Source organism: Aminobacter sp. J44, assembly GCF_007829415.1.
Taxonomy (GTDB): Bacteria; Pseudomonadota; Alphaproteobacteria; order Rhizobiales; family Rhizobiaceae; genus Aerobium.
This window is the reverse complement of record NZ_VLJG01000014.1, coordinates 39,571-60,974: the sequence shown is the minus strand read 5'-3', so window position 1 is coordinate 60,974 and position 21,404 is coordinate 39,571. Positions and strand designations below refer to the sequence as shown.

At 61.6% G+C, this 21,404-nt stretch carries 23 protein-coding genes and 1 tRNA gene; 13 read left to right on the top strand and 11 right to left on the bottom strand.

Annotation, left to right across the window (positions count from 1 at the left end; all coding sequences use genetic code 11):
- The first annotated feature begins 20 nt into the window (after positions 1-20).
- Together L610_RS07505 and L610_RS07500 are read left to right on the top strand one after the other, a co-directional pair.
- A complete protein-coding gene (locus L610_RS07505) occupies positions 21-929 on the top strand; it encodes a glycosyltransferase family 2 protein (RefSeq protein WP_144703929.1) in 909 nt (302 codons plus the stop codon).
- Between the two features lie 447 nt (positions 930-1,376).
- Entirely contained in the window at positions 1,377-2,060 is a 684-nt protein-coding gene (locus tag L610_RS07500) for a sugar transferase (protein ID WP_024848695.1), read from the top strand.
- An 8-nt stretch (positions 2,061-2,068) separates the two neighbouring features.
- On the opposite strand, the gene L610_RS07495 is transcribed toward L610_RS07500, so the two are convergent.
- On the bottom strand, positions 2,069-2,875 hold the full coding sequence (locus tag L610_RS07495) for a response regulator transcription factor (protein ID WP_246658958.1): 807 nt from the start codon (positions 2,873-2,875) through the stop codon (positions 2,069-2,071).
- Between the two features lie 698 nt (positions 2,876-3,573).
- Here L610_RS07495 and L610_RS07490 point away from each other — a divergent pair.
- Positions 3,574-4,299 carry a Crp/Fnr family transcriptional regulator gene (locus L610_RS07490; protein ID WP_024848697.1) on the top strand — a complete coding sequence of 242 codons (726 nt, stop codon included), beginning with the start codon at positions 3,574-3,576 and terminating at the stop codon, positions 4,297-4,299.
- A 39-nt stretch (positions 4,300-4,338) separates the two neighbouring features.
- Here the strand turns inward: L610_RS07490 and L610_RS07485 are convergent, their stop codons facing one another.
- The gene (locus L610_RS07485; protein ID WP_084466000.1) at positions 4,339-5,088 is read right to left on the bottom strand and encodes a response regulator transcription factor; all 750 of its coding nucleotides are present in this window, start codon (positions 5,086-5,088) and stop codon (positions 4,339-4,341) included.
- 398 nt (positions 5,089-5,486) lie between these two features.
- On the opposite strand from L610_RS07485, the gene L610_RS07480 reads away from it, so the two are divergent.
- Positions 5,487-6,665: a polysaccharide biosynthesis/export family protein gene (locus L610_RS07480; protein ID WP_246658957.1), complete on the top strand. Its 1,179-nt coding sequence runs from the start codon at positions 5,487-5,489 to the stop codon at positions 6,663-6,665.
- Between the two features lie 124 nt (positions 6,666-6,789).
- Here the strand turns inward: L610_RS07480 and L610_RS07475 are convergent.
- The 5 genes from L610_RS07475 to folE all read right to left on the bottom strand — a co-directional run bounded on the left by L610_RS07475 (position 6,790) and on the right by folE (position 10,615).
- Positions 6,790-6,864, bottom strand: a tRNA-Glu gene (locus L610_RS07475).
- A gap of 97 nt (positions 6,865-6,961) precedes the next feature.
- Positions 6,962-8,236 carry a YcbK family protein gene (locus L610_RS07470; protein ID WP_024848700.1) on the bottom strand — a complete coding sequence of 425 codons (1,275 nt, stop codon included), beginning with the start codon at positions 8,234-8,236 and terminating at the stop codon, positions 6,962-6,964.
- Between the two features lie 230 nt (positions 8,237-8,466).
- Entirely contained in the window at positions 8,467-9,438 is a 972-nt protein-coding gene (locus L610_RS07465) for a patatin-like phospholipase family protein (protein WP_144703946.1), read from the bottom strand.
- Between the two features lie 80 nt (positions 9,439-9,518).
- Positions 9,519-9,962 (bottom strand): phosphoribosyl-AMP cyclohydrolase, encoded by a 444-nt coding sequence (gene hisI, locus L610_RS07460; RefSeq protein ID WP_024848702.1) that lies wholly within the window; start codon positions 9,960-9,962, stop codon positions 9,519-9,521.
- Positions 9,963-9,979: 17 nt separating this feature from the next.
- On the bottom strand, positions 9,980-10,615 hold the full coding sequence (gene folE, locus L610_RS07455) for a GTP cyclohydrolase I FolE (RefSeq protein ID WP_144703923.1): 636 nt from the start codon (positions 10,613-10,615) through the stop codon (positions 9,980-9,982).
- A gap of 224 nt (positions 10,616-10,839) precedes the next feature.
- Here folE and L610_RS07450 point away from each other — a divergent pair, with 224 nt between their 5' ends.
- Positions 10,840-11,286, top strand: a complete 447-nt coding sequence (locus L610_RS07450) for an iron-sulfur cluster assembly scaffold protein (protein ID WP_024848704.1) — start codon at positions 10,840-10,842, stop codon at positions 11,284-11,286.
- A gap of 17 nt (positions 11,287-11,303) precedes the next feature.
- Here L610_RS07450 and L610_RS07445 read toward each other — a convergent pair whose 3' ends face one another.
- Positions 11,304-12,341 carry an LLM class flavin-dependent oxidoreductase gene (locus L610_RS07445; protein ID WP_024848705.1) on the bottom strand — a complete coding sequence of 346 codons (1,038 nt, stop codon included), beginning with the start codon at positions 12,339-12,341 and terminating at the stop codon, positions 11,304-11,306.
- Between the two features lie 120 nt (positions 12,342-12,461).
- Here L610_RS07445 and yidD point away from each other — a divergent pair, with 120 nt between their 5' ends.
- The 3 genes from yidD to thrS all read left to right on the top strand — a co-directional run bounded on the left by yidD (position 12,462) and on the right by thrS (position 15,240).
- On the top strand, positions 12,462-12,821 hold the full coding sequence (gene yidD, locus L610_RS07440) for a membrane protein insertion efficiency factor YidD (RefSeq protein ID WP_024848706.1): 360 nt from the start codon (positions 12,462-12,464) through the stop codon (positions 12,819-12,821).
- 93 nt (positions 12,822-12,914) lie between these two features.
- Positions 12,915-13,094: a YegP family protein gene (locus L610_RS07435; RefSeq protein ID WP_024848707.1), complete on the top strand. Its 180-nt coding sequence runs from the start codon at positions 12,915-12,917 to the stop codon at positions 13,092-13,094.
- Between the two features lie 163 nt (positions 13,095-13,257).
- A complete protein-coding gene (gene thrS, locus L610_RS07430; RefSeq protein ID WP_034330299.1) occupies positions 13,258-15,240 on the top strand; it encodes a threonine--tRNA ligase in 1,983 nt (660 codons plus the stop codon).
- 26 nt (positions 15,241-15,266) lie between these two features.
- On the opposite strand, the gene L610_RS07425 is transcribed toward thrS, so the two are convergent.
- Positions 15,267-16,229, bottom strand: coding sequence for a hypothetical protein (locus L610_RS07425; protein ID WP_034330302.1), 963 nt, complete (start codon positions 16,227-16,229; stop codon positions 15,267-15,269).
- Between the two features lie 107 nt (positions 16,230-16,336).
- On the opposite strand from L610_RS07425, the gene L610_RS07420 reads away from it, so the two are divergent.
- The 4 genes from L610_RS07420 to L610_RS07405 all read left to right on the top strand — a co-directional run bounded on the left by L610_RS07420 (position 16,337) and on the right by L610_RS07405 (position 18,788).
- Positions 16,337-16,921, top strand: coding sequence for a nitroreductase (locus L610_RS07420; RefSeq protein ID WP_024848710.1), 585 nt, complete (start codon positions 16,337-16,339; stop codon positions 16,919-16,921).
- Positions 16,922-16,925: 4 nt separating this feature from the next.
- Positions 16,926-17,531, top strand: coding sequence for a flavin reductase family protein (locus L610_RS07415; protein ID WP_024848711.1), 606 nt, complete (start codon positions 16,926-16,928; stop codon positions 17,529-17,531).
- Between the two features lie 281 nt (positions 17,532-17,812).
- The gene (rnk, locus tag L610_RS07410) at positions 17,813-18,208 is read left to right on the top strand and encodes a nucleoside diphosphate kinase regulator (protein WP_024848712.1); all 396 of its coding nucleotides are present in this window, start codon (positions 17,813-17,815) and stop codon (positions 18,206-18,208) included.
- A gap of 88 nt (positions 18,209-18,296) precedes the next feature.
- Complete coding sequence (locus L610_RS07405) at positions 18,297-18,788, top strand: hypothetical protein (RefSeq protein ID WP_024848713.1); 492 nt, start codon at positions 18,297-18,299, stop codon at positions 18,786-18,788.
- On the opposite strand, the gene L610_RS07400 is transcribed toward L610_RS07405, so the two are convergent.
- Positions 18,785-19,654, bottom strand: coding sequence for a CoA ester lyase (locus L610_RS07400; protein WP_024848714.1), 870 nt, complete (start codon positions 19,652-19,654; stop codon positions 18,785-18,787). The genes L610_RS07405 and L610_RS07400 overlap by 4 nt on opposite strands.
- On the bottom strand, positions 19,654-20,106 hold the full coding sequence (locus L610_RS07395; RefSeq protein WP_024848715.1) for a MaoC family dehydratase: 453 nt from the start codon (positions 20,104-20,106) through the stop codon (positions 19,654-19,656). The genes L610_RS07400 and L610_RS07395 overlap by 1 nt, the downstream gene beginning before the upstream one ends.
- Before the next feature lie 126 nt (positions 20,107-20,232).
- On the opposite strand from L610_RS07395, the gene L610_RS07390 reads away from it, so the two are divergent.
- Positions 20,233-21,375, top strand: a complete 1,143-nt coding sequence (locus L610_RS07390) for a DUF2336 domain-containing protein (RefSeq protein WP_144703920.1) — start codon at positions 20,233-20,235, stop codon at positions 21,373-21,375.
- Positions 21,376-21,404 lie beyond the last annotated feature (29 nt).

The window sequence follows — 21,404 nt, the reverse complement described above, 5'->3', positions numbered from 1 at the left end:
ATTCGATGCCTATAGTACCAATGATTAGTGTGATCATCCCCCATCTGAATGAGCCGGATGAACTCAGGCGCTGCCTCGCGTCGCTCGTCGCGCAGCGAACCACCGATATTCCCTGTGAGATTATCGTCGTCGACAACGGCTCGGCTCAGCCGCCGACCGGTGTGTGTGCGGATTTCGATGGGGTGAAGCTCGAGGTCGAGCTGGTGCCGGGGCCGGGGCCCGCACGCAACCGTGGCGCGGCCGTAGCCCAAGGTGAAATCCTCGCCTTCATCGACTGCGACTGCATCGCCGGGGCGCGCTGGATCGAGTACATCGTCAGCTTTTTCGCGCGCAATCCGGACGTCGACTTCGTCGGCGGCGACATCCGGATCCAGCCGGCGCAGCCAGAACGGCTGACCGCGATCGAGGCGTACGAAAGCGTCTTCAGCTACCGCAATGACCGCTATGTCACCGAGTACGCCTTCTCCGCCACTGGCAACATGGCGGTGCGCGCGAAGGTTTTTGCGGCTGTCGGGCCGTTCGGCGGCATCGGCACGATGGAAGATACCGACTGGGGGATGAAGGCGAGCGCAGAGGGCTATCGCATCGCGTACCTCGATGAAGCGAAGGTGTATACGCCTCCCTGTGCCTCCCTCGGCGAACTTCTGGTGCGCTGGGACCGGCACGTTGCCCATGAATTCAGGAAGCTGGGTCCTCATGTTGCCGATAACCTGATGTGGGCCCTTAAAAGCGTGGCGGTTGCCCTTTCGCCACTCGCCGAGACGATCACCGTCTTCAGGACGCGTCGCATTCGAAGCTTTCGAGCCCGAGTGCTGGCCTTTGCCGTGCTGGTTTGCGTGCGGCTTCACCGCGCCCGGCGGATGATCGGCTTCTTGCTGTCAGACAATAGCTCGTCCACGGTCGGAAAGTGGAATAGGGAAAACACCTGAACCAGCCTCATCCGGTTGGCTAAGGTGGTACAACCTATGCATCCCACGGCAACGAGCCGGGCAGACCTTCTAATGCTACTTCTACGTATGGGTGTCGCGATCTAGGCCGGCAGGAGCCGTCACGGTCCATCCTTTCATCGCCTGGCAGCAGGCGGACATCCCCAGCATGGTCGATTTTGGCCAAGTTTTGCGTCATGCGACGGTCTGTAGACCAAGCAGAGTCTCGCATCTGTGCTGGAGTCGGGCGCCGTAATGTCAAATTAAATCAAGGTCGTAGCTCTTAATAGCTAACGGACGATTGATTGAGCACTCCACCCTTCATGGCTAACTTTTCCTGAACAACAGGAGATCGCACAGCGAGCATTTTTACTGCTCAACGGCGCAGGACTCACGTTCTGCGGACGGGGATCTCTTGCCTCGAATTTCCATGGGAGGTGGGGATTTATCATGTCTGACTATCGTCACGAACTGGCGCCAGGCCCGTCCCTCGACATCATCACGATAGCGGACGCCGAGAGGACAAGGAGGAGGCTCTATTTCTTCAGCAAGCGCTGCCTGGACATTGCCGCGACTGTACTCGCGGCTCCGGTCGTAGTGCCGGTCATCGGCGTTGCAGCCTTGCTGGTCAGGCTGGAGGGAGGGAAGGCATTTTACAGCCAGATGCGGGTTGGGAAGGACGGTCAGGTCTTCCGCATGTGGAAACTGCGGACAATGCGTCCTAACGCAGCCGAGATGCTCGAGGCGTATTTGCAGGAGTGTCCTGAGGCGCGCCCGGAATGGGAGCTGCATCAGAAGCTGCGGCACGACCCCCGGGTTACACGAGTCGGCAGGTTCCTGAGGAAGTACTCTCTGGATGAGCTGCCCCAGCTTTGGAACGTATTCGTGGGGCAGATGACGCTGGTAGGGCCGCGGCCGTTCATGCCCGAGCAGCGAAACCAGTATCCGGGTTCCGCCTATTACGAGATGAAGCCTGGGCTGACGGGGCTGTGGCAGATCAGCGAGCGGAACAACTGCACCTTCGCGGAGCGAGCAATGCACGATACCCGCTACGCGAAGGTGATGTCATTCGGTACCGATCTCAAGATCCTGTTCAAGACGGTATCCGTTGTCGTTAACGGAACCGGTCATTGAAGGGCAGATCAGTTGCCAAGAGAACGAGAGGCCTGGCTTCCCGATGAAAGCGAATAGTTCGGGAACATGTCATTGATCTTGTATGCGACTTCAGTCCGGTTCGTTGCCTTGAGCTTGCGCATGATATTGCGGATGTGAACTTTTACAGTGCTTTCGCGCAGGTTCAATTCGTAGGCGATGATCTTGTTCGCCTTGCCGCGCCGAAGGGCTTCCACCACCTCGGCCTGACGTGAGGTGAACATGCTGGCATAGGGATGGTTCTCGATGTTCGTTTCCACCAGCTTGCGCATTGCAAGAACACTGCTCGCGGGAACGAACACTCCTCCCGCCATCGAAAGGCCAATTGCTTCGATGCAGACATCGATGCCGACTGAGGTCGGAATGAAACCGCGGGCGCCGAGTTCAAGTGCTTGCATGATCTGCGGCAGCTCGTCGGTGTCGGCTAGGATGATCAGCGGAATCTTGCCGAGTTCCGTAACCAGCTTCTTGATTTCATCTGCAACCGCAGGTTCGTTGATCCGCCTTCCGCCGACATTGAACAGCACCGCGGATAGTGAAGAGATTGGTTGTTTCGTTGCTTTAAATGATTCAACCGATCCGAATGGAAGTACTGTCATCCCAATTCCGTGGGATACCAGACTTTGCGCAAAGCATTCTCGGTCCAGTGCCCTGCTATCGACGATCAGCAGTTTGCGTTCGATACTCTCCTCGCCCGAAACGCCGCCCTTCTTGGCAGGTATATCGTCGGGGAGCTGCGGGGCAGTAACTACATCAAATGCGTTACGAGTGCCGTTAGTGACGATACCCATGTTCATTAGCCTGATCCTCTTTCACAGCGGGTCTAGGCATGCCGATGCATGACTGGAAAGATTTCCGCCCGCCTATTTATAGTTTGGACTTTGCCCCCACTAAGCATTCCCCGCCGCAGTCGAAATAATCGACAACCGAATACAACCATAGCGGTTTTGAATGATCTGAAAATTGATCGAAATTAACCCCGCCTTAAATGTTGTCGTCTTGTCTAATGTGTGGCCAAACTGCCTCACATTGGCGTTCGGCCAGAATAGCGGGGGGTGAATGCCGCGTGCCGGCGTCTCAGGCGGGGCCTGGACACATCTCGTTGAAAAATAGGCGTTATGAGAAGCAGCTTGGTCGCAGGAGGTGCCTGACCAGGCTGACGGTGCAGTTTCGCGCCGTCGCGGGTGTGAGCGGTGCCCCCGTTAGACTGGCCAATCGGCCACAACGTCGGAATGCACGCCATGAAGGTGAGGGTGCGGTCAGGCGAACGTATGCATGTGAAGCCACCGGCATCCCCCAAAAGTAGTAGTCGGTAGTCCGAGTTAGTCAGACCTAGGATGTAGAGCAGGTCCATCACACCAAGTTTAGCTGACACGCGGATCGGAAGTGGCTGTTTTACATTATAGATCCAGATCAATAACCTTGCGTTAGACTGGCGATATACCCGCCAATCATAGCGAAGGCAGGCAGGCTGGGAATGCGCAGAAAACACCAGATGGACCACGATGAAGACGCCCTCGCAATTAAGCTGCAGGCGTTTCAGCCGCTCGGCGAGGACGAGAAGGCGAGGCTAGAGGACCTTCAACGGCATCGGATGCAATTTGCTGCCGGAAGCGAGGTTGTCTATCAGGGCCAGACCAACCGTGGCGCGTACATTCTTCGCAAGGGCTGGGCGTGCTCATACAAACGCCTGCGCGATGGCAGCCGGCAAATTATCGACATCCACCTTCCCGGAGACTTCCTCGGTGTGCGCAGCCTGCTTCTGCGTACCTCTGACCAAAGTTTCATCACCCTGACCGATGTCGAGGTGTCGAAGGTGACCGTCGAAGCCATGTGGGACGTGTTTCGGGCTGCGCCGAAGCTCGCGGTCTCGCTCCTGTGGGCTGCATCCCGCGACGAGGCGATGGTGGTAGAACATCTGGTGAGCGTCGGGCGGAGAGGGGCACTTGAGCGTACGGCGCACTTCCTGTTGGAGCTCGGGGCGCGGCTGCACCTGATCGGCTGCGGCACTGGTGACAACTATCCGTGCCCGATTTCCCAGGCGGTGCTCGCCGATGCGCTCGGCATGACGACCATCCATCTCAACCGCGTGCTGCGCCAGTTGCGGGAGATCAAGTTGGTGGTATTTCGGGAGGGGACAGTGACGTTCCCGGACGTCCACCGGGCGGCAGAGTTTACCGGGTTCGACCTCCGCTACCTAGACCACGGGACCCGTCCCTGAAGCGTCTGGTTTCGCGAAAAGATCAACTGCTGCAGTGTCTCACCGCTCCTGGTTCGTCGCGGCTTCCCTGTACATTGCTGCCGCTTGTGTGCGGTTGTGTACACCCAGCTTGGCAATGATGTTGTGAAGATGGATCTTCACAGTGTGCTCGGAAAGCGAGAACGCGGACGCGATCGACTTGTTCTGCATGCCAAGGGCCACCATTCCCAGTACCTCGATCTCGCGCGGCGTCAGCCCCGCCAGTTGAAGCGCTGTCGGCTTCGCCGGCGCCTGGACGGTGGCGGGTTCCAAAGACGCGGCTGGGTGCCTCGGCACCTCTGGCTCGCGCTTGATCATCGGCGGATAGTACTCTCCGCCGCTTAGCATGAGGCGGATCACCGACAGCCAGACGTCGAGCCGCATGTTCATCGGCAGAACGCTGCGAGCCACCCGCGACCTTTCAACAAGCGTCAGGACCTTCTCACGGTCTCTGCTCTCCTGCTCGATAAGTCCGACCACGGGAAGCGGTTGATCGCGGCCGCGTGTTGCCGCCAAGGCTTCGAGAGAGGCAAGGAGGTCCGGATCCAGCAGGATCAGCGCCAGCGGGAAGCGGTATCTTGCGTCCGCAGCCGCGACTTCCGTCCGCTGCTCGACGGTGATCCATGGAAATTCCCGTTCGATCGCATGGACCATGCTCGGCGGAAACAGCCCCTGTGATGCGAGAACCAGCATAGTTCGCCGGGGATGTCCCGTATCTGGGCAGATGACACTCATGTCGTAATTCTGCTCGTCCCTGGATTTGAAATCCACGAAATCAGCTCCTGCATCGTGTGCCTGAAAGGTCGCACATCAGCCTCCCGCCGACGAACCAAGGCTTTGGTTGCGGAACAATAGCTTGGCGCCTGCAACCTTGCGACGCTGCAATAGGTTGAGGCGCGGCCTCATCTTGCCATCAACGGACGAGAAGGGATGCCACCCGTTGAAACTTTGGGTGGCACCCGATGCGCCGGAGCCATCCTTAAGGATTAGGGGCGCCGACGAGGTGCCACCTTACCCGCGCAGGTGCCTTCGATCAGACTTGCTGTCAACGTGATGCAAGAAGGGCCGGCAGCGGGCACATGACTTCCTTCCTACAGTTTATAAGTGAGAGTCGACGGTTCCTCTTCACCGCGGCTTCATTTGCCGTGTTGAGCACGACCACATCCGGCATGGCCGCCGAGGACGTGCTCGTTCCCCAGACGAAGTTGCGGATCACAGTTGTGCAGTGGATGCCGATGAAGGGTGTCTATGAGCAATGGAGCGCACTTGGCGGCGATTTCGTGGTTTCAGACGACGGAACCATATCGGTGCCCGTCGTCGGCGCGATTCCCGTGGAAGGGCGCGACAGCAAGCAGCTGGCTGACGAGATTTCCAACCGCCTGCAGCAGGCAATGGGCACGGTAGACATCCCGAACACGACGGTGGAAATCATGGAGTACCCGCCGATCTACGTGGTGGGTGATGTGAATACTCCCGGCTCCCACGGCTATCGCCCGGGCATGAGCGTGCTCAAGGCGATCGCGATGTCCGGCGGCCAGAGCAGGTCGCAGGTGCAGCCTTCGGATGAGATCAAGCTGGTCGGCGACCTGCGCTCGATCGAGAGCGATATCCTGCGCGCCAGGGCGCGAATCGCGCGGCTCGAGGCGGAGATGGACGGGGCTACCGAGATCCGTTTCCCGCAGATGCCCTTGGATCCGCAAGACCAGGCCCTCGCCGAGGAGGTCCAGGCCCATGAGCGGATGATCATGCAGACCCGCGCCAATGAACTCGAGCGGCAGACGAAGTCGCTCAATGAGTTGCGGGAGCTTCTGCATGCGGAGATTGGCGTACTCGAGCAGAAGATCGTGGCGTCCGATCAGGCCATCGCCGCCGCGGAACGGGAACTCAAGGGCGTTACGACGCTCGTCGAGAAGGGAATCGCGATTGCGTCGCGCCAGTCCGATCTCGAACGGGCGCTAACCTCACATCGTGCCGACCGCCTCGATCAGGTGACAGCTATCATGCGTGCCCGGCAGGGCGTCGCGGAAGCGACACGGAGCCTTGATGGCCTGCATGATCGCCGCAAGACGGAGATCGCCTCTGAACTGCAGCAGCAACGCGCATCGCTGGAGCAGATGCTGCTGAAGCGCGAGACGTCGCAAAAGCTGCTGCTCGAGCTGTTGGCGAAGAAGGGGCCGGCGCTCGACGAGCCGCAGGTGTCGATGACGATTGTGCGGTTGGAAAACGGTCAGTCGGTCGAATTCGAAGCGGAGGAATCGACACCTTTAATGCCCGGCGACGTCGTGAAGGTGAAGCTGAACAAGCCGAAGCTCGACTCGGCATCACTGACGCATTCGGTGAGTCAGTGATGCTGGGAGACGCAGACAGAAAGGCTATGCGGAGCGTGATGTTGCCGCCAGATCGTCATCCGATGCGAAATGCACACGGAAGCTCGGTCAGTGATGCAGAACCAAATTTTTAAGGGAGGGAAACTGGTACGCCCAAGGGGAATCGAACCCCTGTTTGCGCCGTGAAAGGGCGCCGTCCTAACCGCTAGACGATGGGCGCGGGCCAGTTACGAGAGGGCTTATATGGGGCATCCTCGCGGAGTGCAACCCCCTCTTTCACGGGAAGGAGAACTTTTTCACACCCTTCCCGCGAAAAATTATTTGCGGCGCCGGCAGCGCCAGTTCCAGTCGCGTTCCGGGCCTACGTCAATGTGCACGGCGTCGGTGTGGCAGTAGGTGCCAACGCCGCCGCGGCCGGGCATTGAGCGAGCAAAAGCAGCAAGTTGCGCCTTGCTGACGCCTTCGACCTTCACGTCAGCTGCGGCGCAGTACATGTGCAGCGAGTTCCTCGCGCCACGGGCCTTCGCGTTGCGTGCCGGGTTGCGGTAGCCGGAGGTGACGACGACCTTGCGGCCGAAGTGATTCTCGATCGCCTTCAGCGTGCGCACCAGCGAAGGTTTCAGGCAGGCGACGTCGACGTGGTCGGTCTGGCGCAGCAGGCCGTTGGGTGCGAGTCGCGCGAGGCCGGCTGCCGAGGCTACCTGCACCGGAGCTTCCTCATCCTCATAAACGTCGATGTCGTCGCTTTCGTCTGCGCCGGAGCGGCGGGAAATTTCGAAGAGAGAATTGGTTCGAACGCCGGGGAGGGCATTTTCGCCAGCCCCACTCGCCTTCGCAGGCTTGCTATTGCCGTTCGAGGCGAGCTGAATCATCGGGCGGGGCTTTGGTTCAGGAGCCGCGGCTGGCGCCTTGGGCGCCTCGGAAGGTGCAGGTGCTGCTGCTTGCGGAATGAGCGGCTGCGGCGCCGACTGCTGTTGCTGGTTGCCGAAGAGCGAGGCGAACAGGCCACGTTTCTTCGGTGGTTCGGTAGGAGCGATGAAGGCGGTTGCCGTTGCGGGCGCCTCTGCCTCCGGGCGCGCCGCGGGTACTGATTCGGCCGCAGGTGCCGGCGCTGCAGCGGCTGCAGGCGAGGGCGCCGGAACGGGAACAGTCTGCGTCTGCGATTCGGCTGCAGTTGGTGGTGCCTGTTGCGGCGCGAGCGCCGCCGTCACGATCTGCTGCTGAACCTGCTGCTGCGCAGCGAGAGCCTCTGCCTGCTGCTGCAGCGTCGTTTCCTGCAGCTGGGAAACCGGACCGCCAGCGGAAAGGACCGGACGGAGGCCCGGAGCTGCTGCAACGGTGTCGGGAAGGTTCGGGTCGCCTTCTTCCTGGACAAAGGCGGAGACTGGTGCCGGAGCGTCGGCGGAAGGAAGTTCAGGTGCGCTCAGCGCGACAGTTTGTTCGGCTGCGGCCAGGGAGGAAGCTGCAGTGGGCGAAAAGCCCATGAACTCGTCAGAACCGCTCGTCGTGCAGGATGCAAGGAGGATCGACGCCAGCGTCGAGAGAATAACGCGCCTGCCGGCGCGTGCGTAGCGCGAGTCCTCTACTTTCAAACCGAACCCCTTCCAGGAACTGCGCGTGCCGCGACACGCCTACGTCTAACAGCCCAGATCCGCAGGTTTGCCCGTCCCAGAAACACAGAGGTAACGAATCGTAAGCTGTTACGCAACATCACGGCTAAAATCGAATTAAGGCGGGAAAATGGTCAGAAAAGGGCGGGAGCAGCCCGGCACAAGCGACGCGTGTGGTGACGCTCGGAGAGGAACCGAATACCCGTTTGGTTTCAGGTGATTACAGTTTGGAGGCGTTCAAGCTCGGCAAGCTGACTCTTGGTCGTCTCGTAACCGATCCGGATTGCCTCGTCAGCGCGGTAGAACTCGGTAAGGCCGATGTGGCCGAGCTTGGGCAGCAGAGATAGGTCCGGCGGGTCGCCTGCCATGCGGGCGCGCGAGATGCGGTCCTGAATGATGTTGAAGGCCTCGACCATGACACCGGTGATGCCGAGACGCACGTCGCGCTCGCTCGGGCCGCGATCCAAAACGAGCTCCGCGCCATCCTCGGGGTTCTTATCATCGGCGCTGTGCTTGATGACCGCGGCGCGACCGAAAAGGTCGTAGTGAAGGTTCACAGCCACGACGCGGGTCTGTTCGTAGGCACGGCAGACCGACACCGGCACCGGATTGACCAGCGCGCCATCGACCAGCACCCGGCGATTGCAGGTCACCGGCTCGAACACGCCCGGCAGTGCATAGGATGCCCGCATCGCGGTGATGATCGAGCCGCCCGACAGCCAAACCTCGTGGCCAGTACGGATTTCCGTCGCAACACAGACGAACGGCTTCGGCAGGTCGGCGAAGGTGATCCCTTCGAGATGCTGCTGCATCTTCTGCGTCAGCTTCATGCCGCCCAGCAGGCCGTTGCCGCCGAGGCGCAGGTCGAGCAGGCCAAAGATGCGGCGCTTGGTGAGCGAGCGGGCAAATTCCTCGAGTTCATCCAGCTTGCCGGCGAGGTAGCAGCCGCCGACGAGGGCGCCGATCGAAGTACCGGCGATCATGCTGATCTCGATGCCGGCCTCGTCGAGGGCGCGCAGGACGCCGATATGTGCCCAGCCGCGCGCCGCGCCGCCGCCAAGCGCCAGTGCGATCGGGGATTTTTTGCGGGGAGTTGGAGACGGCTCTTCCGGTGCGGCGGGCGGCTGATCCTCGCCGTTCGTCGGGTCCTGTTTGCTGCTCCGCAGTGCAGCCCAGTCAAGCATCGTCATGGCTCCCTCCTCCTGCGCGCAATATAGGTCGCAGGTTGTATCGAAATGATGAATAGGAGGGGAAGGCGACGCGGCTAGTTGCCGTAGACACCTTCTGGATCAAACTTGGCCGGCTGACCGTCGTCTGAAAGTATTGCCGTCCCATCTTCTGCCACCACGATCCTGTAGAAACAGGAACGCCGCCCAGTGTGACAGGTTGCGTCGTGACCGGCGACTTCTACTTTCAGCCATACCGCATCCTGGTCGCAATCGGTACGCATCTCGACCACATGCTGGAGGTTGCCGGAGGTCTCCCCCTTCTTCCAGAGGCTTTTGCGGGAGCGCGACCAATAGTGCGCGATCCCGGTCTCGAGCGTTTTTGCCAGCGCTTCCGCGTTCATGTGCGCGACCATCAGCAGCGTCCCGTCGGCCGCGTCGGTAACGACGGCGGTCACGAGCCCGTCACGGTCGAAGCGCGGCGAGAAGAGCTTGCCTTCCTCAAGAACGGACTTGTCGCTCGAAGGCGCGGTGAATTCCATGATCTGTCCCGGGAAGATTAGCGGCCGGTGCCGGCGCGCAGCATCATCATGAAGCGCGCCTGCTCCTGGGGATCGTCCTGGAACGCGCCGGTGAATGTTGTGGTCAGCGTGGTTGAGCCCTGCTTGCGGATGCCGCGCATGGCCATGCACATGTGCTCGGCCTCGATCATGATGGCAACGCCACGTGGGTTGAGGACGTCCTGGATCACGCCAGCGATCTGTGCGGTCATCGCTTCCTGCGTCTGCAGGCGATGCGCGAAGATGTCGACTACGCGGGCGATCTTGGAGAGACCCACCACCTTGCCGTCGGGCAGGTAACCGACATGGGCGCGGCCGATGATCGGCACCATGTGGTGCTCGCAGTGCGAGTGGAACTGGATGTCACGAACCAGGACGAGGTCGTTGTAGCCCTCGACTTCCTCGAAGGTGCGGCCGAGCTCTTCGGCCGCGTCCTGAGTATAGCCGGAGAACATCTCGCGATATGCCTTGGCCACACGCTTCGGCGTGTCGATCAGGCCCTCGCGATCAGGGTTGTCGCCGGTCCAGCGAAGGAGCGTGCGCACGGCGGCTTCGACTTCGGCCTGGGTCGGTGCCGGCTCAGAATGCTTCGGGTTTTCCGCACGCGGCGGGAAGTTCTTGACGATCGCGTCCATGAAAGGTGTCTCCCGTAGTCCCTTTCGAGGAAGGGACGAGTTAAACGGACCACAGCCATTCACGGGGAACATCCACATCCCGGGAAGCGGCGTGCATTCCTACCTCAAGCGACAGGCTTGCTTGTCGCTCGCGGCGTCCGGCCATTATATATGCAGGTAGAATACGATTTGGAAGACCGGTATGGAGTAAACAATCCGTCTTCCTGGCCACAAGGGCGAAAGCCATGATCGACGAAGTCTATAACGCGAAAATCCTTGGCTTTGCAGGGAATATCGGCCGCATTGGCCGCCTCCAAGCTCCGGATGCGACAGCCACGGCGCACTCAAAACTGTGTGGCTCCACTGTAACCGTGGACATCCGGATGGAGGGGGAGGTCATTGTCGACTTCGCCCATGAAGTAAAGGCCTGCGCGCTTGGCCAGGCGTCGTCCTCAATCATGGCGCAGAACGTTGTCGGCGCGACGGCGGATGAACTTCGCGCGGTGCGCGAGGCGATGCTGAAGATGCTGAAGGAGAACGGCGCGCCGCCGGAGGGCCGCTTCGCGGACCTCAAATATCTGGAGCCGGTTCGCGACTACAAGGCGCGTCATGCCTCCACGATGCTTACCTTCGACGCTGTTGTCGATGCGATCGGCCAGGTCGAGAAGAAGCGGGCAGGCGAGGCGGCCTGAGCCGCCTCTTCATCCCGTCATCCCTGAGCGAGGATGTCCTTCACCATCGGCATGACTTTCGTGCCGTAGAGTTCGATGCTCTTCATGAGCGTCGGATGCGGCATCGGGCCAGACGCATATTTCATGTCGAAGCGATGGATGCCGAGCGTCTTGATCGTGCTCGCGATCTTCTTCGCGACCGTCTCCGGCGAGCCGACATAGAGCGAGCCCATATCGGCCTCCATCTTCATCCGGTCCTTCGTGATCCGGCCCCAGCCGCGCTCGCCGCCGATACGGTTGTGCAGCATCTCGTAGCCGGGCCAGAGTTCTTCCAGCGCCTGTTCGTCAGTTTCGGCCACGTGGCCGGGCGAATGAACGCCGAGCGGCTGTACCTCGCCGCCGAGCTGCTCGACCGCGCGATGGTAGAGGTCGATGAAAGGCAGGAAACGCTTCGGGTCACCGCCGATGATCGCAAGCATCATCGGCAGGCCGTAGTTCACGGCACGGACCACGGATTCCGGGCTGCCACCGACGCCGACCCAGGTCTTGAGCGAACCGTTCTCGATCGGCGGGTAGACCATCTGGTCGCGCAGAGGCGGGCGCACCGTCCCTTGCCACGTCACTGGACCGCCCTTCAACAGGCCTGCGAAGAGGTCGAGCTTTTCGGAAAACAGCGTCTCATAGTCGTTGAGATTGTAGCCGAAGAGCGGGAACGACTCGGTGAAAGAGCCGCGGCCGAGGATGACCTCGGCACGGCCGTTCGAAATGGCATTGAGCGTCGAGAACCGCTGGAAGACGCGGACCGGCTCGTCGGAGGATAGCACGGTAACGGCCGAACCCAGGCGGATCCGACTGGTTCGCGCAGCGATCGCGGAGAGAACCACCTCCGGCGAGGAGATCGCGAAATCGTCGCGATGATGCTCGCCGAGGCCGATGAAGTCGATGCCAACCTGATCAGCGAGCACGCCCTGTTCGACAACGTCGCGCAGCACCTGAGCATGGTGCTTCAGCTTGCCGTTTTCGTCGACGGTGACGTCGCCGAACGTATCGAGGCCGAGTTCAACACTGTCGGTCATGATAAGATCCTTTGGCCGCGCCCGAACGGCGTGGCTTTCCGTTGCGTTGGTTCACAATTAAAGGTTTCACGGCGCCGTTCAAATGCGTGACGCTGAACGGATTGTTCTCTTGAGGTGTACTTGAAGCAGGATGCGAAAAAGCCCGCACGGCGCGGCCGGAACTGGGACGGTCCCTGGCGCAGGACGCCGGGACGGCTCATCGGCACCGCGTTCGTGCGCCTGTACCAGCTGACGCTGTCGGGCTTCATCGGCAATTCCTGTCGGCATTTCCCAACCTGCTCGGAATATGCCTATGAGGCGATCGCACGGCACGGCCTGTGGGCTGGCGGCTTCATGGGGTTGTTCAGGGTGATGCGCTGCGGACCCGGCGGAACGCACGGGATTGATCTTGTTCCTGAAACGCTCGACAGCCGCTTCGTCTGGTACCTGCCGTGGCGTTACTGGGCGATTTCCTCGGGAAAAACCCCCGTCGCATCGTGAATGCTGACTGTCAGTGGTTGATGAAGCTTGACGTGTCGGGGGTGAACGAAGCAACCTGACGGCCTCTCGCACTCGCGCAATTTGGAGGGGTCCATGCACAAGTTCGAAATCTACAAGGACAAGGCCGGCGAATATCGAGTTCGCTTCAAGTACAACAGCGAGATCATGTTCTCGACCGAAGGCTACAAGTCGAAGGCGAGCGCTCAGAACGCGATCGAGTCGATCAAGAAGAATGGTCCGGACGCTCCTGTCGAAGACATCAGCGTCGCCTAACCGGCCTAATCAGCAAGTTCAGGGCCCGCGCCGCAAGGCGCGGGCCCTTTACCTATCCGGTCAGGGCGGTTATGTGTGCCGCCGCGTGGCAGCCGGCTTTGCGCGCCACGATAAATCTTGAGGCCACCCGCGTTCGTAGGCGGGACTGGATAGGAGAATTTCGATGGCTTCCGTTTCCCTTACATTTCCCGATGGTTCCGTCCGCGAATACGACGCGGCGATGACCGGCGCCGAGCTGGCCGAATCCATCTCCAAGTCCCTGGCGAAAAAGGCCGTGGCCTACGCCGTCGACGGCACGCTGCGTGACCTGTCCGACCCGCTCGGCAACTCGGGCAAGGTCGAAATCGTGACGCGCGACGATCCGCGCGCGCTCGAACTGATCCGCCATGACGCGGCGCACGTGCTCGCCGAGGCGGTCCAGGAGCTGTGGCCGGGCACCCAGGTCACCATCGGCCCGGTGATCGAGAACGGCTTCTATTACGACTTCGCACGCAACGAGCCGTTCACGCCGGACGACTTCGCCGCCATCGAGAAGAAGATGCGGGAGATCATCCAGCGCAACAAGCCGTTCACCAAGGAAGTCTGGTCGCGCGACGAGGCCAAGAAGGTGTTCGCCGAGAAGGGCGAGGCCTACAAGGTCGAACTCGTCGACGCGATCCCGGAAGACCAGGACATCAAGATCTACCGCCAGGGCGACTGGTTCGACCTGTGCCGCGGCCCGCACATGGCCTCGACCGGCCAGATCGGCAACGCTTTCAAGCTGATGAAAGTCGCGGGCGCCTACTGGCGCGGTGACTCCAACAATCCGATGCTGACCCGCATCTACGGCACGGCTTGGGCGACGCAGGAGCAGCTCGACCAGTACCTGCACATGCTTGAAGAGGCTGAGAAGCGCGACCATCGCCGCCTGGGCCGTGAGATGGACCTGTTCCACTTCCAGGAGGAGGGGCCGGGCGTCGTGTTCTGGCACGCGAAGGGCTGGAAGATGTTCCAGACGCTGGTCGCCTACATGCGACGCCGCCTTGCCGCCGACTATCAGGAGGTCAACGCACCGCAGGTGCTCGACCACGGCTTGTGGGAGACCTCGGGTCACTGGGGCTGGTACAAGGAGAACATGTTCGCCGTGCAGTCGGCGGGTGAGGAAGCCGAGGACAAGCGCATCTTCGCTCTCAAGCCGATGAACTGCCCGGGCCACGTCCAGATCTTCAAGCACGGTCTTAAGTCGTATCGCGAACTGCCGATCCGCCTTGCTGAATTCGGGACTGTTCACCGCTACGAGCCCTCGGGCGCGCTGCACGGCCTGATGCGCGTGCGCGGCTTCACGCAGGACGATGCGCACATCTTCTGTACGGAAGAGCAGCTCGCCGAGGAGTGCCTCAAGATCAACGAGTTGATCCTGTCGGTCTACCAGGACTTCGGCTTTGAGGAGATCGTCGTCAAGCTGTCGACGCGTCCCGAGAAGCGCGTCGGCTCTGATGAGAACTGGGATCACGCCGAGGAGATCATGACCCGCGTCCTCAAGCAGATCGAGGAGCAGTCGGGCGGCCGCATCAAGACCGGCATCCTGCCCGGCGAGGGGGCGTTCTACGGTCCGAAGTTCGAGTACACGCTGAAGGACGCCATCGGCCGTGAGTGGCAGTGCGGCACGACTCAGGTCGACTTCAATCTGCCGGAGCGCTTCGGCGCGTTCTACATCGGTGCCGACTCTGAGAAAAAGCAGCCGGTGATGGTTCACCGCGCGATCTGCGGCTCGATGGAGCGCTTCCTTGGCATCCTGATCGAGAACTTCTCGGGTCACTTCCCGCTTTGGCTGGCGCCGGTGCAGGTGGTTGTCGCGACGATCACCTCGGACGCCGACGAGTACGCTTCGCGCGTCGTCGCCAAGCTGCGTGCCGCCGGCCTTGCCGCCGAAGCGGACCTTCGTAACGAGAAGATCAACTACAAGGTCCGCGAGCACTCGCTGGCCAAGGTGCCGGTCATTCTCGTTTGCGGCCGCCGTGAGGCGGAAGAGGGCACGGTGAACATCCGCCGCCTCGGCTCGCGTGACCAGGAGTCGAGCACGCTCGAAGCCACGATCGCGATGCTGGTGGACGAGGCAACGCCTCCGGACATCAAGCGCGCCCGGGCTGCTGCAGCGGCAATCTGATCAGGAAATGAAGACCGGCGGCTGGCTTAGTCAGCCGCCGGATCCGTTTCGGCCTCGGAGATCAGGACCTCGACATCCTGATTGCGGCCGGCAACGACGGTAAAGTCGCGCTGGTAGATCTTGTCGCGATTCTTCGCGACCACCGCGTAGTCGCCTTCGGCCAGCACCAGCGAAGAGAAAGCGCCGACGCTTTCACGCACGATATCGCCCGCGTCCGACAGCACGACCCAGGACGTGTCAGCGATCGCCTCGCCGCCCTTTTCGCGGACCAGCTTCAGCGTCACTTCCGCGGCGCGGTGCTCAACCGTCGCTTCGGTCAGCTTGCCAGCTTCGACAATGATGTCGGAGCGGATGACGGCGTTGACGTCGCCGTAGGTTGAAACGACGTGATAGGTCCCCGACTTGAGGCGCACGACGGTATTCGGCTTGACCTGCGGCGCGATCAGCGCGCGATCGCCATTGGCGTCCGTCTCGGCCTCGTAGATGGAAAAGCTCAGCTTGCCGTTGGGGATGCGCATGCCACCGGCGAGAATGGCGTCAAGCTTCATGCCGCCCGCATCGAGGACGACGGTTTCGGTCTTAGAGTTGGCACCGACCGTAATGCGCTTGGTGGCACCGGCGCGGCCGAAGGAGGCATGGACGAGGTAGCTGCCCGGTTCAAGGTGAAAAGTACTGGAGCCGCCCTGTGCCGAAGCAACCAGTGGCAGCTTTCCATCTTCGCCGGCCTGGGGGCTGAATACTCGCCAAACAATTCCGCGGGTGATTTCCTTGCCGTCCTCCGTCATCAGCGCGGTCAGCTTGACCTCGCCGAGACCCTGCTGCGCAAGTGGTGCGCTGCTGGAGGGCGGGGCGTAGGTGGACAAACCAGGCAGGCGCAGACCATCGATCGTCGTCCCTTGCTGGACGAAATCCTGCGCTGTCGCGGCGGTGGCTCCAAACAGGGCGACCGCGGCGGCAAGCGTGAACAGACTGGATACCACCCCTCTCATGCCTTGCTTTGGACCGCATACGGGTGGCAATTTCAAGGCGAAAACTTCACACGTGCAAAGAGCTGCCGGGCACATCCAGTGTCCCGGACATACATGAAGGGGCAGTCTTGTCGAATCCCGCAATTGAATTGCTGCTGAACCGTTGTTCCGCTCCCGTCCAGGAACTCAAGGAACCGGCACCCTCCGACGAAGAGATCCGCACCATCCTGACCGCCGCTTCGCGCGTTCCTGATCATGGCCGCCTCGCTCCATGGCGGTTCATCATCTTTCGCGGGGAGGCGAGGGAACTGGTCGGCGAGAAGCTTGTAGAGCTCGCCCTGAAGCGCGAGCCGGACCTCAGCGAAGCGCGGCAGGAGCAGGAACGCACGCGGTTTTCTCGCGCGCCGCTCGTTATCGGAGTCGTCTCAGTGCCGCGCGAGCATCCCAAGGTGCCGCAGTGGGAGATGTTCCTCTCGGGCGGCGCCGCCGCGATGAATCTGGTCCTTGCGGCCAATGCCCTCGGCTATTCGACCAACTGGATCACCAACTGGTATTCGGACGATGAGGAAGGCCGGCGCATTCTCGGCCTTGCGCCCGAGGAACGCGTCGTCGGGTTTGTGCATATTGGTACGTTCAGCGGCCAGCCGCAGCAGCGGCCGCGCCCGAACCTTGATTCGCTGGTTTCCGAATATTCGGGCCCCTACGAAGGATGAGCTGATGTTCTACGAACCCTCCAAGGGCCACGGCCTTCCGCATGACCCGTTCAAGGCGCTCGTGGCGCCGCGCCCGATCGGCTGGATTTCGACCCAGGCGAAGGACGGTTCGCTGAATCTTGCGCCCTATTCGTTCTTCAACGCGCTGGGCACCAACCCGCACCTCGTCATGTTCTGCTCGGAGGGGGCGAAGGACAGCTACACCAATGCGCTGGAGACCGGCGAGTTCGTCGCCAATCTCGTCTCCAGCGACCTGATCGAGCAGATGAACGCCTCTTCGGTCGACGCGCCGCATGGTGTTTCGGAGTTCGACTATGCGGGGCTTACCCCCGAACCGTCGCGGCTCGTGCGTCCGCCGAGGGTTCGCGAGGCACACGCTGCCCTCGAGTGCAAGGTAACCGAAATCCTCAGCCCAAAAGATCTGAACGGTGATCCAACCAGCCGTTACATGATCATCGGCCAGGTCGTCGGCGTGTACATCTCCGACGATGCTTTGACGGACGGGATGTTCGACGTGGTGAAGGCTGGAAACGTTGCCCGACTCGGCTATCTCGACTTTTCCAACGTCAAGCAAGTATTTCAGCGTACGCGCCCGCGCTGGAAGGATTAGACGCCATTTTGGCGACCGGGGTTGACTTCTTTCCTGTTTGAACCAACCTTAGCGGCATGAACACGCGCAAGCATAACCGGCTTTTCAGACCGTTCCCGATCGCGGGATAGTCACCCCGGCTCGGCTACCCCCCCCGAGACCGGGGAGCGTGGACCTCATTTCACCGATTTCGCATCCGTCTACCTAGTACCCGATTGTTCGGGGCGCTGATGTGCATCCGCGCAGCGGTCGTCCGGGATTCGCGAGAGAGTTTGAATTCCTACCATCGAAAGAGAATACCCATGGCCAAACCGAAGATCGTCATCGGAAAGACCGACCACGCAAAGCTCACGCAGCTGGCGAACGGCCTGCTCGACCGCAGGCCCGAAATCGCCGACATGCTGCTGAACGAGCTTGAGCGCGCCCGTGTTGCCAAGGACGATGCTGTCCCCGCGCATACCATTCGCATGGGCTCGATGGTGACCTACCAGATGGAGGATGGCCAGCAGCGTACGGTGACGCTGGTCTATCCGGCCGACGCCGACATTGAGAAGGGCAGGATTTCCATCCTCACCCCGATCGGCACGGCGCTGCTCGGCCTGTCGGTCGACCAGAGCATCGACTTCACCTCCAACGACGGCCGCAAGCACCGGCTGACGGTACTCGCCGTCGATCAGGTTGTCGAAACGGCCGCCTGATCCTGAAGCCGATAACGCACGGGCTCCTGCTGAGGCGGGAGCTCTGGCAAAGGCACCGGAGGGCACAGTCACCTGTCAGGAGGCAGATATGACGGTGGATGGAAGGGTATGGCTCACGGAACAGGACTTTGAGGCACTTCGTAGGCTAAGGCTGAAATTCGCCAGTCCGGGCGGAGTCTACGCCAGCTTACTTGACAGCAAGCTTGAGCGGGCGGTCGTCGTGGATCCGGCGGCGCTGGAAGACGAGATTGTGACCATCGGCTCACGCGTCACCTACAGCGTGGATGGACGGCGCAAGGGCCCGTTCGTCTTGTCCGGGGCGCCCGAGGCTTTTTCGATCCATAGCCTGCACGGGCTCGCGCTTCTCGGCGTGGCGGTCGGGCGCCAGGTTACCCTTTACCTTGGCGACGACGACACGGAGGAGCTCGTGGTCGAAAGCGTCGAGACGCCGCCAGACTATCGGCGTCCGTCTTCACCGGCAACAGCTTCTGGAGCGAAGGTCATCCCGATCCAGTTCGGCAGACGACGGCCGATCGTATCAGGTCCCGGCGAGGACGATCCCGGACCAAGCGCCGCCTAGGAGCTAGTGGTCTGTACCCGCGCCAGCAGCCGCTGCGCGCGCTTCAGGTGAGGGCGGTCGTACATCTTGCCGTCGATGGCAACGACACCGGGGTTGCCCGCGTCCGCAAAAGCGGCGACCACCTGCCGGGCCTGCTCGACTGCCTCGGGCGACGGGGTGAACACCGCATTGATGATAGGCACCTGCGCCGGGTGGATCGCCATGCGGGCGGTAAAGCCGTCGCGGGCACTCTCAAGGCAGTCCTGCCTGAAGGCGACCTCATCACCAAAGCTCGGGAAGACAGTGTCGATCGCGGCGACGTCCGCGGCGGCAGCTGCAAAGACCGTCGTCGCGCGGGCGAGGCGGAACGGGTCGGTATAGCTACCATTCTCGAGCCGCGTCGCTGATGCGCCCAACTCCGCCGAAAGGTCCTCTGCGCCCCAGGTGAGGCCCGCGAGGCGCGGATCGCCGCGCGCATAGCTTGCTGCGTTCAGCACGCCCAGCGGCGTTTCGGTGATGATCGGAATGATCGTCGTGCTGCCGTCGGCGATGCCGTTTTCCGCCTCCCGCACCCTGATCTTCACCGACAGCCGTGCCACGTCATCGAGGTGGTTCGACTTCGGCAGCATAATGCCGTGCGGGGCGGCGCGCATCACCGCCTCAAGGTCAGCGTCGGTCAGGCCGGTGCCGAGGTCGTTGACGCGCACAAAGATCGTCGCGCGCGCCTTGGCGTGAGGGATGAACTCCGCGGCCATCCCGCGCGCGCCTTCCTTGCGGTCGGGTGAGACCGAATCTTCGAGGTCGAGGATCAGTACGTCGGCACCGGAGCTCAGCGCCTTTTCCAGCTTCCTCTCCGAATCGGCGGGAACGAACAGCAGTGAACGCATCACGCAGGCCTCTTGAAAACCATCGTCTGGCGCAGGCAGCGGGCCACCAGAACGTCGTTCTGGTTGTACGCGCGGTGTTCCATCTCGACGATGCCGCGGTCGGGCTTTGACTTCGATTCCCTTACCGCCTTGATCTCCGTCTCGACGCGGATCGTGTCGCCATGGAAGAGCGGATGCGGGAAGGAGGTTTCGGTCATGCCGAGGTTGGCAACGATGGTGCCGAGTGTGGTGTCGTGCACTGAGATGCCGATCATCAGCCCCAGCGTGAACAGCGAGTTCACCAGCGGCTTGCCCCACTCGCTTTTCGCCGCATAGTCGAAGTCGATGTGCAGCGGCTGCGGGTTCATCGTCATCATCGAGAACATCATGTTGTCGCTCTCGGTAATGGAGCGCGTCAGCTGATGGCGTATGACCTGACCGACTTCAAATTCTTCCAGATAGTGTCCGGCCATTCTGCTCCTCCGTCAGGTGAGGCAACCTTTGATAGCGGTGCCCGCAGCTTAACAACTATGGTGAACCGTTCGTAAACCATTTTTCGCCTAGCGTGCCAGCGGGTTTGAGTGGTGCGGGCTGGCTTGATGGTCGTCAGACAATTCCTGCAGTGGCTAAACAGTGCGCGCGTATCCGAAAGGGCCGCAGCAGCTGCCGCGCTTGCGCGGGCCTTCGTGGAGCACGAGCTTCCGTTCGAGGACCGCTGTGCCGCCGAGGCGGCGATGACGCTGCTGCTGGACGACCCGTCACCGAAGGTGAGGGCGGCGCTGTCAGAGGCGCTGTCGATGAGCCGCAACGCACCGATCCAGGTTGTCTCGGCGCTGGCCTCCGACCAGCCGGAGGTCTCCCAGTATGTGCTGGTGCGCTCGCCGCTGCTGACCGATCTCGATCTTATCGACCGGGTCGCTATCTCCAGCGGCACGCTGCAGGCGCTGATTGCCTCGCGCCCGGTCGTCTCGATGGGCGTCGCGGCCGCAATTGCCGAAGTCGGTGAGGTGGAAGCCTGCGCAGCGCTGCTGCAGAATGGCGGTGCGCAGATCGCGAGCCTGTCCTTCCGCCGAATAGCGGAGCGCCATGGCGAGGATGCCCGGCTGCGCGAATTGCTGCTGGCCGATCCTCGGTTGCCGGGCGACTGCCGTCACCTGCTTCTGATGTTCGTTGGCGCCGCGCTCAGCAAGTCGCCGCTGGTGCTGGCGCTGATGGGGCAGGCGCGCGCTGAGCATGTCACCCGCGATGCCTGCACGCGTGCATCACTGATGGTGATTGACCGCACGGATCCGGCTGAGCACGAAGCGCTGATCGGTCACCTGCGTCTGCGCGGTGACCTGACGCCGGGTTTCCTCGTGCGGGTCGTCGCGCACGGCAAGATCGATTTCCTCGGCTCGGTTCTGATCGAACTCTCGGGCTTCCCGGAAACGCGGGTGAGGGCGCTTCTCGCGTCCGGCCGCGACGTTGCTGTCGCTGCTTTGTTCCGCGCCTGCGGCCTTGCCGACAATTTTGCGAACGTCTTCGTTCACGCGCTGAAGACCTGGCGCAAGGTGGCGAAGGGCGAATGCGTCGCCGGTGCTCAGGAAGTGAGTTGGCTCATGCTGAAGTATCTCGGCGCGGCGCCCGGCCAGCCAGGACCAGCCGAAGAGGACCGCGAGCTCGCCGCGCTGATCAAGGCGATCCATCTCGACGTGCTGCGCGAGAACGCGCGAACGCACGCGTTGGAGATTGCTGCGGCTTAAATGAAGCAACAGCGCCCGACAGTTCTGTC

Bases quoted from the DNA above. Each gene is read 5' to 3' on its own strand.
- L610_RS07505 (WP_144703929.1), top strand. From the start codon at position 21: ATGATTAGTGTGATCATCCCCCATCTGAATGAGCCGGATGAACTCAGG.
- L610_RS07500 (WP_024848695.1), top strand. From the start codon at position 1,377: ATGTCTGACTATCGTCACGAACTGGCGCCAGGCCCGTCCCTCGACATC.
- L610_RS07495 (WP_246658958.1), bottom strand. From the start codon at position 2,875: ATGAACATGGGTATCGTCACTAACGGCACTCGTAACGCATTTGATGTA.
- L610_RS07490 (WP_024848697.1), top strand. From the start codon at position 3,574: ATGGACCACGATGAAGACGCCCTCGCAATTAAGCTGCAGGCGTTTCAG.
- L610_RS07480 (WP_246658957.1), top strand. From the start codon at position 5,487: ATGGCCGCCGAGGACGTGCTCGTTCCCCAGACGAAGTTGCGGATCACA.
- L610_RS07465 (WP_144703946.1), bottom strand. From the start codon at position 9,438: ATGCTTGACTGGGCTGCACTGCGGAGCAGCAAACAGGACCCGACGAAC.
- hisI (WP_024848702.1), bottom strand. From the start codon at position 9,962: ATGGAATTCACCGCGCCTTCGAGCGACAAGTCCGTTCTTGAGGAAGGC.
- folE (WP_144703923.1), bottom strand. From the start codon at position 10,615: ATGGACGCGATCGTCAAGAACTTCCCGCCGCGTGCGGAAAACCCGAAG.
- L610_RS07450 (WP_024848704.1), top strand. From the start codon at position 10,840: ATGATCGACGAAGTCTATAACGCGAAAATCCTTGGCTTTGCAGGGAAT.
- L610_RS07445 (WP_024848705.1), bottom strand. From the start codon at position 12,341: ATGACCGACAGTGTTGAACTCGGCCTCGATACGTTCGGCGACGTCACC.
- L610_RS07435 (WP_024848707.1), top strand. From the start codon at position 12,915: ATGCACAAGTTCGAAATCTACAAGGACAAGGCCGGCGAATATCGAGTT.
- thrS (WP_034330299.1), top strand. From the start codon at position 13,258: ATGGCTTCCGTTTCCCTTACATTTCCCGATGGTTCCGTCCGCGAATAC.
- L610_RS07425 (WP_034330302.1), bottom strand. From the start codon at position 16,229: ATGAGAGGGGTGGTATCCAGTCTGTTCACGCTTGCCGCCGCGGTCGCC.
- L610_RS07415 (WP_024848711.1), top strand. From the start codon at position 16,926: ATGTTCTACGAACCCTCCAAGGGCCACGGCCTTCCGCATGACCCGTTC.
- rnk (WP_024848712.1), top strand. From the start codon at position 17,813: ATGGCCAAACCGAAGATCGTCATCGGAAAGACCGACCACGCAAAGCTC.
- L610_RS07405 (WP_024848713.1), top strand. From the start codon at position 18,297: ATGACGGTGGATGGAAGGGTATGGCTCACGGAACAGGACTTTGAGGCA.
- L610_RS07400 (WP_024848714.1), bottom strand. From the start codon at position 19,654: ATGCGTTCACTGCTGTTCGTTCCCGCCGATTCGGAGAGGAAGCTGGAA.
- L610_RS07395 (WP_024848715.1), bottom strand. From the start codon at position 20,106: ATGGCCGGACACTATCTGGAAGAATTTGAAGTCGGTCAGGTCATACGC.
- L610_RS07390 (WP_144703920.1), top strand. From the start codon at position 20,233: ATGGTCGTCAGACAATTCCTGCAGTGGCTAAACAGTGCGCGCGTATCC.